At 64.3% G+C, this 10882-nt stretch carries 9 protein-coding genes, 1 tRNA gene and 2 pseudogenes; 11 read left to right on the forward strand and 1 reads right to left on the reverse strand.

Going from position 1 to position 10882, the window contains the following annotated elements:
• The first annotated feature begins 130 nt into the window (after positions 1-130).
• Both BLU18_RS11805 and BLU18_RS11810 read left to right on the forward strand, forming a co-directional pair.
• A complete protein-coding gene (locus tag BLU18_RS11805; protein WP_092635289.1) occupies positions 131-559 on the forward strand; it encodes a 30S ribosomal protein S12 in 429 nt (142 codons plus the stop codon).
• Complete coding sequence (locus tag BLU18_RS11810) at positions 559-1173, forward strand: 30S ribosomal protein S7 (protein ID WP_092635291.1); 615 nt, start codon at positions 559-561, stop codon at positions 1171-1173. Before BLU18_RS11805 ends, BLU18_RS11810 begins: the two co-directional genes overlap by 1 nt.
• Positions 1174-1209: 36 nt before the next feature.
• Here the strand turns inward: BLU18_RS11810 and BLU18_RS11815 are convergent, their stop codons facing one another.
• On the reverse strand, positions 1210-1971 hold the full coding sequence (locus BLU18_RS11815; RefSeq protein WP_092635293.1) for a DUF5781 family protein: 762 nt from the start codon (positions 1969-1971) through the stop codon (positions 1210-1212).
• A 158-nt stretch (positions 1972-2129) separates the two neighbouring features.
• On the opposite strand from BLU18_RS11815, the gene BLU18_RS11820 reads away from it, so the two are divergent.
• From BLU18_RS11820 to BLU18_RS15125, 9 genes and pseudogenes are all read left to right on the forward strand, one after another.
• Positions 2130-4319, forward strand: coding sequence for an elongation factor EF-2 (locus BLU18_RS11820; protein WP_092635295.1), 2190 nt, complete (start codon positions 2130-2132; stop codon positions 4317-4319).
• Between the two features lie 178 nt (positions 4320-4497).
• Positions 4498-5556: a sensor histidine kinase gene (locus tag BLU18_RS11825; RefSeq protein WP_176791238.1), complete on the forward strand. Its 1059-nt coding sequence runs from the start codon at positions 4498-4500 to the stop codon at positions 5554-5556.
• A gap of 166 nt (positions 5557-5722) precedes the next feature.
• Positions 5723-6295 (forward strand): amino acid-binding protein, encoded by a 573-nt coding sequence (locus BLU18_RS11830; protein WP_092635298.1) that lies wholly within the window; start codon positions 5723-5725, stop codon positions 6293-6295.
• On the forward strand, positions 6292-7239 hold the full coding sequence (locus BLU18_RS11835; RefSeq protein WP_092635300.1) for a homoserine dehydrogenase: 948 nt from the start codon (positions 6292-6294) through the stop codon (positions 7237-7239). The genes BLU18_RS11830 and BLU18_RS11835 overlap by 4 nt, the downstream gene beginning before the upstream one ends.
• A gap of 173 nt (positions 7240-7412) precedes the next feature.
• Positions 7413-8678 (forward strand): translation elongation factor EF-1 subunit alpha, encoded by a 1266-nt coding sequence (gene tuf, locus BLU18_RS11840; RefSeq protein ID WP_092635303.1) that lies wholly within the window; start codon positions 7413-7415, stop codon positions 8676-8678.
• Positions 8679-8987 (forward strand): 30S ribosomal protein S10, encoded by a 309-nt coding sequence (gene rpsJ / locus BLU18_RS11845; RefSeq protein ID WP_092635305.1) that lies wholly within the window; start codon positions 8679-8681, stop codon positions 8985-8987.
• Between the two features lie 67 nt (positions 8988-9054).
• Positions 9055-9126, forward strand: a tRNA-Ala gene (locus BLU18_RS11850).
• Between the two features lie 409 nt (positions 9127-9535).
• Positions 9536-9628: pseudogene (locus tag BLU18_RS15265) on the forward strand (surface glycoprotein); the annotation flags it as partial.
• Positions 9629-9958: 330 nt separating this feature from the next.
• Positions 9959-10882 (forward strand): annotated as a pseudogene (locus BLU18_RS15125) (hypothetical protein); the annotation flags it as partial.

Raw genomic sequence — 10882 nt, forward strand, 5'->3', positions numbered from 1 at the left:
ACAGAACTAGCGAGCGGAATCGTGAAACGCCCTCAGATTCCTTCTCAGACACCGCTCGGACGCGCTCCGGCCGTCTCGCTGAAAGCGAAAAGGGAGGCTTAAGTAGCTCCACCGGGAACAAGATGGCACTATGGCGAACGGCAAGTACGCGGCCCGCAAACTCAAGAAGGACCGCCAGACTCGACGGTGGTCCGACTCGGAGTACGCGCGACGGGAGCGCGGTCTCCGGAAGAAATCCGACCCCCTCGAGGGGGCGCCCCAGGCGCGGGGTATCGTCCTCGAGAAGGTCGGCATCGAAGCGAAACAGCCCAACTCCGCGATCCGGAAATGCGTCCGGGTCCAGCTGATCAAGAACGGCAAGCAGGTCACGGCCTTCTGTCCCGGCGACGGTGCCATCTCGTTCATCGACGAACACGACGAGGTCACCATCGCCGGCATCGGTGGCGCGAAGGGTCGCGCCATGGGCGACCTCTCCGGTGTCAACTACAAGGTCGAGAAGGTCAACGGTGTCTCGCTCATCGAACTCGTGCGCGGTAACGCGGAGAAACCGGTCCGATAATGTCCGAGAGCGAAACCCCCGACCCCGACGCCCCCGCCGGAAGCGACGACCAAGAGACGGACGCCCTGCTGTTCGGTGTCTGGGAGACTGACGACATCGCGTACGACGACCCCAGCACCCAGCGGTACATCAACGTCACGCCCATCGCGCACACGATGGGTCGTCACGCCTCCAAGCAGTTCCAGAAGAGCGAAATCTCTCTCGTCGAGCGGCTCATCAACCGCCTGATGCAGACGGACGAGAACACGGGCAAGAAACAGCAGACGATGCGCATCGTCCGTGACGCGTTCGAAATCATCGACGAGGAGTCCGAGGAGAGCCCCGTTCAGGTGCTCGTCACGGCCGTCGAGAACGCGGCGCCGCGTGAGGAGACTGTCCGCCTGAAGTACGGTGGCATCTCCGTCCCGCAGGCCGTCGACGTCGCCCCGCAGCGGCGCGTCGACCAGGCCCTCAAGTTCCTCGCCGAGGGGACCCAGCGCGGGTCCTACAAGACGTCGACCAGCGCCGCCGAGGCGCTGGCCACGCAGCTGATGGGTGCCGCCGACTACGATGTCGGCGCCTACGCTATCAACCAGAAAGAGGAAGCAGAGCGCGTCGCCGCGGCCGCACGCTAACCTCTATCTCCCTTTCTCTCTGTCTCGCTCCGACGCTTAGTCGGCGGCTCGTTCGTTGCCGAGCGCGTACGCTTTCGTCACCGCCACGAGGTCACGTCGGAAGTCACTCTCCGAGGGGTCGTCGATGAGCGAGCGGAAGCGATGCTTGAACGGTTCGACGCCGATGCTGGGGGCGTCCGCGGCGGCGGCGCGAGCCAGGTCGTAGAGGCGGTGGTCGGTGTCGATCAGGTCGTGACGTTCGGCGAGACCGAGTGCGAACGCGGCGTTGACGGCGGTGATGTCGGGGTCGCTCTCCGTGCTCGCCGGTTCGGCACCCGACGGTCTATCGCCCGCGGGGCCGGGCGCGTCGGCGACGGCGGCCGCGAGCTCCGATTCGAGGAACTGAATTAGCTTCGCGCCCGGCGCCACGTCGATGGTGATGTCGTCGGCGTAGATGTCGCGCATGTGGTTGGCGATCTGATAGCAGTGAGCGAGTTTGCGCCGCTCGACGCTTTGTCCCGAGAGCGCGAGAAAGAGTGCTTCGTCCGTCGACTGCGTGTGGGAGGCGTGGCCCTCCTCGTAGCGGGCCATGTGTGCGAACTCGTGGAGCGCGAGTTCTCGCGCCATCGCACTCGTCGCGGCCTGTCGGGAGATGTTGAGGACGTGGTGGTCGTCGTAGTGGGCCGCCCACGTTCGCTCGTCGGGGTCGTCGCGCACGCGGACGCGGACCGGGTGGTCGAGTTCGTGTTCGGTCGTCAGCAGGTCGGCGGCGCTGAGAAACGGGTCGGGTGGCGCACCGCCCTGTACGCGTACGTCCATGTTGATAGTTACCACGGGATAGACGCCTAAGACGGTTGTGGTCGATTCGATGCCGTCTCGTGGTATTGCGTGACACGCCGGATTAACCGCCGGAAATCGGGAGTTTCGCCTCCGGCAAAACACTACCCTTTTGACCCTCCTGGCGGTATGGGCCAGTAATGGGCCGACGAAAGAAGATCGTACAAGAATGTGAGCGACTGATGGACAAGCCGGAGAACATCCGGAACATCGCCATCGCTGCTCACGTCGATCACGGTAAGACGACGCTGACGGACAATCTCCTCGCCGGTGCGGGTATGATTTCCGAGGACACCGCGGGCGAACAGCTCGCGATGGACACGGAAGAGGACGAGCAGGAACGCGGCATCACCATCGACGCCGCGAACGTCTCCATGACCCACGAGTACGAGGACAAGAACCACCTCATCAACCTCATCGACACGCCGGGCCACGTCGACTTCGGTGGCGACGTGACCCGAGCGATGCGCGCCGTCGACGGTGCGCTCGTGGTGGTCGACGCCGTTGAGGGCGCGATGCCCCAGACGGAGACGGTGCTCCGGCAGGCGCTCCGCGAGGGTGTCAAGCCGACGCTGTTCATCAACAAGGTCGACCGCCTCATCTCCGAGCTCCAGGAGGGGCCCGAGGAGATGCAGGAACGACTCCTCTCTGTCATCCACGACGTGAACGAACTCATCCGTGGCATGACCGAGGAGATGGACGACATCGAGGACGACTGGACCGTCTCCGTCGAGGGCGGCACTGTCGGCTTCGGGTCCGCGCTCTACAAGTGGGGCGTCTCGATGCCCTCGATGCAGCGGACCGGTATGGACTTCGGCGACATCATCGACCTCGAGCGCGCAGACAAGCGCCAGGAGCTCCACGAGCGGACGCCGCTCTCGGACGTCGTGCTCGACATGGTCTGTGAGCACTTCCCGAACCCTGTCGACGCACAGCCCCGTCGTGTCCCGCGTATCTGGCGCGGTGACGCCGACTCCGACATCGCGGAGTCGATGCAGCTGGTCGACGAAGACGGTGACGTGGTCCTCATGGTCACGGACATTGGCGTCGACCCGCACGCCGGCGAAATCGCCGCTGGCCGCGTCTTCTCGGGCACCCTCGAGAAGGGCCAGGAGCTGTACGTCTCCGGGACTGTGGGCACGAACCGCGTCCAGAGCGTCGGCATCTACATGGGCGGCGAACGCGAGGAAGTGGAGCACGTCCCCGCAGGCAACATCGCCGCCGTCACCGGTCTCAAAGACGCCATCGCCGGTTCGACGGTGTCGAGTGTCGAGATGACGCCGTTCGAGTCCATCGAACACATCTCGGAGCCGGTCATCACGAAGAGCGTCGAGGCGCGGAACATGGACGACCTGCCGAAGCTCATCGAGACGCTCCAGCAGGTCGCCAAGGAAGACCCGACGATTCAGATCGAGATCAACGAGGAGACGGGCGAACACCTCATCTCCGGGCAGGGTGAACTCCACCTGGAGGTCATTGGTCAGCGCATCGAGCGCAACCAGGGCATCCCCATCAACACCGGCGAACCCATCGTCGTCTATCGCGAGGCCGCGCAGGAGGCCTCCCAGGAGGTCGAGGGAGTCTCGCCGAACCGTCACAACAAGTTCTACATCACCGTCGAGCCCCTGAACGACGAAATCGTCGAGGAGATTCAGCTCGGCAACGTCTCGATGGACATGCCCGAACTGGAGCGCCGTGAGGCGCTGCAGGAGGCCGGCATGGACAAGGACACCTCCCAGAACGTGGAGCACATCCACGGCACGAACATCCTCATCGACGACACGAAGGGGATTCAGCACCTCAACGAGACGATGGAACTCGTCGTCGAGGGCCTCGAGGAGGCGCTGAACGACGGTCCGCTCGCCGCGGAACCCGTCTCTGGCTCCCTCATCCGCCTGCACGACGCGAAGCTCCACGAGGACACCATCCACCGCGGCCCGGCACAGGTCATCCCTGCGGTCCGCGAGGCCGTCCACCGCGCGCTCATCGACGGCGAGATTCGCCTGCTCGAACCCATCCAGGACGTCCGCATCGACGTTCCCTCCGAGCACATGGGCGCCGCTTCCGGCGAGATTCAGGGTCGCCGTGGCCGCGTCGACGACATGTTCCAGGAGGGCGACCTCATGGTCATCGAGGGCATTGCGCCCGTCGACGAGATGATCGGCTTCTCCTCGGACATCCGTAGCGCCACCGAGGGTCGTGCGTCGTGGAACACGGAGAACGCTGGCTTCCGCGTGCTCGCCGACAATCTCCAGCCGGACATCATCAAGGAGATTCGAGAGCGTAAGGGCATGAAGCTCGAGCTCCCGCCCTCCATCGACTACATCTAACTCGGCCCCTCTCTTTTCCTCTCGCTGCCGAAGGACAGGTTCATAGTCGCTCTCCGGCAAGGTTAGACTCATGTCTGGCGTACTCGACCGGATCGACCAGGTACTCGTGTCCCTGTTCGAAGCTGGCCCGACCGACCGCAGTCAACGCCGCGCGCACCGCTCACGACTCGGTGCGTGTGTGGCAATCAGTCTAACCGGCATCGCGCTGTTGCTTCCCAATCTCGCGCCGTTTCTCGAACCGGGACAGCCAGCGGTCGGTCTCGGTCTCGCGGGCCTCGGCGTCGCCGTCTGCCTCGGGTTGGTCGTCGCCGGCGCCCTACTGTATCGGAGCGGTTTCTCGACGCCCAACGCGGTGCGAATCGCCGGCTGGAACTTCCTCGGGTTGGTAGTGCTCGGCGTCGTCCTCCTGACCCACGGAGCGTACCGTGACGCCCTCGGGGCGGTCACGACGGCCGACGCGCTGGCCGCGGGGAACGTCCTCGCAATCAGCGCGGCGGCCCACGTCATCATTGGCGTTCACGACGCCCAGCGCGTGCGCGCCCAGCAACTGGCGCGCGAACGCGAAAAATTCGCCGTCTTGAGTCGCGTCCTGCGACACAACCTTCGCAACGACGCGACGGTGCTCATGGGACAGTCGGACCGGCTGGCGTCCCAACTCGACGACCCGTCGCTCACCGAAGTCGCCGAGACGGTTCGGCGCCACTCCGAGGAGGTCGGCGACCTCGCGACCAAGACCAGGGTGATGGTCGACGCACTCGACCGTCGCTCGGCGTCGAACGTCCGGGTGAACGTCGGTGACGCCGTCGACACCGCCGTCACCGGTGTCGACCCGGACGCGGCGTCGCTCTCGGTCGACGTGGCCGACGACCTGTGGATATGGGCCGACGAACAGATCGAGTCGGCGCTGGCCGAACTCGTCGAGAACGCGGTCGAACACGGGGGCGAGCGAGTCCGCATCACGGCCACGGACGCCGACGGCACGGTCGAAATCCGCGTCGCCGACGACGGGCCGGGCGTGCCCGAAGACGAACGGGCCGTGGTTACGGGTCGAGAGGAGATCACCCAACTCACCCACGGGAGCGGCTTGGGGCTCTGGATCGCGCGGTCGGTCGCCGAAGCCGCGAACGGCACATTGGCGTTCGAGACGGACGAGGAGTGGACGGTCGTCTCGCTCGCACACGAGCGCGCGGCGCCGCCGGCGGCCATCGCGGGCGACGCAGCCACCGCGACAGCCTAGTCGCGGGACCGATGCAATCTTATACCCCACCGGCACACTGTGTACCATGCCCAGCGGCATGACTACCGGCAGTCGACGTGTCGGCACGGAGCTACCCCGCGGCCCCTCCCCGTCGCCGATTACAATTATTCCGTCGACGGGTCATGCCGCGGGGGTGACGGCCTGAATGTCCGACTCCGACGAGGCCGTCACCTCTGACACGGAACACGAAACGGACGGGGGCGAGCGCCCGCAGACGCACACGATACGGCTGGAACTCGTGGACAAACCGGGCGAACTCCTGTCCGCGCTTCACCCCATCGCCGACAACGGCGGGAACCTGCTCTCGATATTCCACGAACGCGGGAACCTCACGCCGCGCGGCCACATCCCGGTCGAAGTCGACGTGGAGTGTCCGCCGGACCGCTTCGAGACCATCGTCTCCGCGCTCCGGGACGAGGGCGTCAACGTCATCCAAGCCGGCGCCGAGCGCTACGGTGAGGAGTTGACGCTTCTGCTGGTCGGTGACATCGTCGACACCGACCTCTCGGACACGCTCCGACGCATCGAGTCGAGCACGGACGCGACCCTCGCGGACCTGTCGCTCTCGGCACCCGACGGCCGCGGTGGCGCGTCGAGTGCTCGCCTCCGTCTGGCGACGCGCACGGGTCGCACCGACGAGGTGTTCGAGCACGTGCACGATGTCGCCGACGAGAAAGGATTACACGTCGTCGAACCGCTCGTGGAGGTGTCAGAATGAAACTCGCCATCATGGGCGTCGGCGCCGTCGGTCGGTCGGTCGTCGACCTCGCGCCCGACTACGGCCACGTCGTGACCGCCGTCGCTGACTCCTCGTCTGCGGCGGTCGACCCGTCCGGCATCGACGTCGACGCCGTGTTCGACCGCAAGGAGCGCGGGGGTGTGGTCGGCTCCGGCGACCCCGAGGACGCCCTCGACGCCGAGTACGACGTGCTCGTCGAGGCGACGCCGACGACGCTCGGTGACGCCGAACCCGGGTTCTCGCACGTCCGCGCGGCGCTCGAACGCGACCGACACGCCGTGCTGGCGAACAAGGGACCGGTGGCGGAGCGCTACGGCGACCTGATGGCGCTCGAACGCGAGAGCGAGGGCACCGTCCAGTTCGAGGCCGCCGTCGGCGGCGCCATCCCTATCCTCTCGACCATCGCCGACTTCGGCCCGAGCCAGATTTCGGCGGCGCGGGGCGTCCTCAACGGGACGGCCAACTTCGTCCTCTCGCGGATGGCCGCCGAGGGACTCGGGTACGAACACGTCCTCGCGGAGGCACAGGACCTCGGCGTCGCCGAGGCCGACCCCGCGTTCGACGTGGACGGGACGGATGCAGCGCTGAAGTTCGTCATCCTCTCGAACGTGCTCAGTCAGGGCGAGCGCGTGTACAGTCTGGAGGACGCGACCGTTGAGGGAATCCGCGATATCCCGGCGAGCGCGCTCGATTTGGCAGCCGAGGACGGTCGCACGGTGCGACTCATTGGCGAGGCGACGGCCGATGGCGTCCGCGTCGGTCCGCGGCTCGTCCCCCAGCACGACGCGCTGGCGGTGTCGGGGACGCGCAACATCGTCCAGTTCGAGACGGTCAACGCGGGACAGCTCCACCTCAGCGGTCGGGGTGCGGGCGGCCCCGAGACGGCGACGGCAATTCTCTCTGACGTGGGCCGACTCGAGTGAGGTCGGCCCCGAGCGTTCGCTACGCCGGGTGAGACGGCAGTCCGCCGTAGTGGTGCGGTACGGGGTCACAAACCTCGGGACGGCGTCGAGACGGTTTGGGACCTGTATCGAAATGGTTTTAGGTCGTTCGAGCAAAATATCCCTCACCAAGCGCCTTAGCGCGTGATTCCACCATGAGTGACAAACCGCACCAGAATTTGGCCATTATCGGCCACGTCGACCACGGCAAGAGCACGCTCGTCGGGCGACTCCTCTTCGAAACGGGGTCCGTACCGGAGCACGTCATCGAACAGTACCGCGAGGAAGCAGAGGAGAAGGGCAAGGGCGGCTTCGAGTTCGCCTACGTCATGGACAACCTCGCAGAGGAGCGAGAGCGTGGTGTCACCATCGACATCGCCCACCAAGAGTTCGACACTGACGAGTACTTCTTCACCATCGTCGACTGTCCGGGTCACCGTGACTTCGTGAAGAACATGATCACGGGCGCGTCCCAGGCGGACAACGCGGTGCTCGTCGTCGCGGCAGACGACGGCGTCGCGCCCCAGACCCGTGAACACGTCTTCCTGGCCCGCACGCTCGGTATCAACGAGCTGATCATCGGTGTCAACAAGATGGACATCGTCGACTACTCCGAAGACACCTACAACGAGGTCGTCGAGGAGGTCAAGCAGCTCCTCAAGCAGGTCCGCTTCGGCACCGAGGACGCCTCCTTCATCCCGATTTCGGCCTTCGAAGGCGACAACATCGCCGAGAAGTCCGGGAACATGGAGTGGTTCGACGGGCCGACCCTGCTCGAATCCCTGAACGACCTGCCGGCGACGGAGCCGCCGACGGACGCGCCGCTCCGCCTGCCGATTCAGGACGTCTACACCATCTCGGGCATCGGGACGGTCCCGGTCGGCCGCGTCGAGACCGGTATCATGAACATTGGCGACAACGTGTCGTTCCAGCCCTCGGACGTCGGTGGCGAGGTCAAGACCATCGAGATGCACCACGAAGAGGTGCCCGAGGCCGGCCCCGGCGACAACGTCGGGTTCAACGTCCGCGGCATCGGCAAGGACGACATCCGTCGCGGTGACGTCTGTGGTCCGGCCGACGACCCGCCGTCCGTCGCCGAGACGTTCCAGGCACAGGTTGTCGTCATGCAGCACCCCTCGGTCATCACGGCTGGCTACACGCCGGTCTTCCACGCCCACACGGCGCAGGTCGCGTGTACCATCGAGTCCATCGACCAGAAGCTCGACCCCGCCAGTGGTGAGGTCGCAGAGGAGAACCCGGACTTCATCAAGTCTGGCGACGCCGCTGTCGTGACCGTTCGCCCGCAGAAGCCGCTCAGCATCGAGCCGTCCTCTGAGATTCCGGAACTCGGGAGCTTCGCCATCCGCGACATGGGTCAGACCATCGCGGCCGGCAAAGTGCTCTCGGTCAACGAGCGATAGATGCAGCAAGCACGCGTTCGTCTGGCGGGCACGAGCCCCGACGACCTCGACGGCATCTGTGACGAGGTCCGCGAAATCGCGAGCAAGACCGGCGTCAACCTCAGCGGCCCGATTCCGCTGCCGACGAAGACCCTCGAGGTTCCGTCTCGGAAGTCCCCCGACGGAGAGGGGACTGCGACCTGGGAGCACTGGGAAATGCGCGTCCACAAGCGTCTGATCGACATCGACGCGGACGAACGCGCACTGCGCCAACTCATGCGCATCCAGGTGCCGAACGACGTCAGTATCGAGATCGTTCTCGAAGACTGACGCCTCCGGCACAGCGCTAAGGCGTTTTCACAACAGACAAGTACGCCCGCCGGTTGGGCTATATTGCGGGCTCGTAGATCAGCGGTAGATCGCTTCCTTCGCAAGGAAGAGGCCCGGGGTTCAAATCCCCGCGAGTCCACTCACCTCCTCTCGTCGTTCTTTCGGACTGAATTCACCGGCTGTCGTTGATCTCTGAGACGAGCGGTACGCAGCGTTAATTCGCCGCAATTTTCTGCTCGTACTCTCGCCCGGGCCGCTCGTTTTGATTCCCCGGGGAACAGATACGTAAAATAAGTAGTACGCGTCCGATACTGCTTGCGCGTACGCCATCGGAATCTGAGTTTTCCTTTACGGCTTGTTCGCCCCAAAGGCTGAAATCGGCCGTGTGTCGGTCTAACAAACGCCATCTCCAGAAATAGACCACAAAGCATTTACAACAGAATACTGTGATTTCTACACACCCCTACCAGTGGCTGGACTCTCCAGACCACAAACCGACAGGAAAGAGGAGCTGCCTCGGGAATGTCACTGCAAACACAGCAACAAAAATGACAGACTATAACGACAAAGCGCGCGCAGTAATCCTCGCAGCGCTCATGGTCTTCAGCGTCTTCGCTGGGACCGTGGCGTTCACGGGGACGGCTGCTGCGACGGCTGAGAATATTCAGGTACAAAACCTGACGAATACTCAGCCATCCGAAAGTAGTACCGTAACTCATGAACTGGATTACAACGTGGACAACGTCAGCTCGGATGGAACCGAAGACGTGTTCTTCGTTGAACTTCCTAACGAGTACAACCAATCTGCTGGAACACTGGCTGCTAACACGGAGTCAGCAGCTAACCGATCGGACGGTTCCGCCATTTCCGACTCTTCCAGCATAAGCCTCGTTGACGGTCCTGACGGTGACGGAGTTTCTGACACAATTCGTGTCGGCTACTCTCCGAGCACCGCTGCTACCAACGTTGACATGAACCTTACTGTCAACTTTGACCTGACGCATCCCGAAGTCTCCGGTAACACGGCAAAGGACGTCAGTATTTACGTCAACGACTCTAACACCACCTCTACCGATGCATCGGTTACCTCCACGGGTGCCTTCACCGTTCAGGACACTTCTGGTCCGGGTGGAGCAAAACGAGCAGGTCCGGGCGGTAGTGGTTCCTTCGACGTCTACGACGGTGAAGGTACCGTCTACGACGGCGCGAACGTCTACCAGGGCGAGTCCGACATCGAACTTGGCGGTTCGATCTCGGGCGGCGTCGTGAAGACGGCCGGTAACGACGAGGGTGCCACCCTCGAAGTGCCGGACATCCCGCAGGACCAGGCGACTGGTCGCTACACGACCAACGGGAGCAACAACGCCCCCGGTGTGACCGTGCAGCGTCCGCGTGTCACCACGCTCGACGTCAACAACCAGTACGGTGAAGACATCGCTGGTGGCTCCGTGCCCCAGGGCAACGAAACCACCGGCTCTGGCAACCTCACGGTTGTCGGTGCCTGGAACTACCGAACGGCCGAGGACCTCGAACTCACCATCGAGAACGAGAACGGCCTCAACGTGACCGGTACGGCCGTCGAAAGCGGCGGTAACATCCGCACCGCAACCAGCGGTGACGTCAACTACAACGTGGACCTCTCGGACCTCAACACCGGGACGTTCACGCTCACGCTCGAGGGGACCGACGACCTCGACTTCGGCGAGGCCTCCCAGAGCACGACCATCACCGTCACCGGTGACGACGACGTGACCCTGGACCTCGACCAGAGCACCGCAACGCGCGGTCAGGACGTGACGTACACGATCCGTGGCTCGAACGCGGGTCAGTACCACATCGTCACCATCGAGGACGGCGACTTCCGTTCCGACAGCCTCTCCGAGGACACGCTGAAC

Origin of the sequence: Haloplanus vescus (genome assembly GCF_900107665.1) — an archaeon.
GTDB classification, from domain to species: Archaea; Halobacteriota; Halobacteria; order Halobacteriales; family Haloferacaceae; genus Haloplanus; species Haloplanus vescus.

Excerpts from the sequence above, each read along its gene's own strand:
- BLU18_RS11805 (WP_092635289.1), top strand. The coding sequence starts at position 131 with ATGGCGAACGGCAAGTACGCGGCCCGCAAACTCAAGAAGGACCGCCAG.
- BLU18_RS11810 (WP_092635291.1), top strand. The coding sequence starts at position 559 with ATGTCCGAGAGCGAAACCCCCGACCCCGACGCCCCCGCCGGAAGCGAC.
- BLU18_RS11815 (WP_092635293.1), bottom strand. The coding sequence starts at position 1,971 with ATGGACGTACGCGTACAGGGCGGTGCGCCACCCGACCCGTTTCTCAGC.
- BLU18_RS11820 (WP_092635295.1), top strand. The coding sequence starts at position 2,130 with ATGGGCCGACGAAAGAAGATCGTACAAGAATGTGAGCGACTGATGGAC.
- BLU18_RS11830 (WP_092635298.1), top strand. The coding sequence starts at position 5,723 with ATGTCCGACTCCGACGAGGCCGTCACCTCTGACACGGAACACGAAACG.
- BLU18_RS11835 (WP_092635300.1), top strand. The coding sequence starts at position 6,292 with ATGAAACTCGCCATCATGGGCGTCGGCGCCGTCGGTCGGTCGGTCGTC.
- tuf (WP_092635303.1), top strand. The coding sequence starts at position 7,413 with ATGAGTGACAAACCGCACCAGAATTTGGCCATTATCGGCCACGTCGAC.
- rpsJ (WP_092635305.1), top strand. The coding sequence starts at position 8,679 with ATGCAGCAAGCACGCGTTCGTCTGGCGGGCACGAGCCCCGACGACCTC.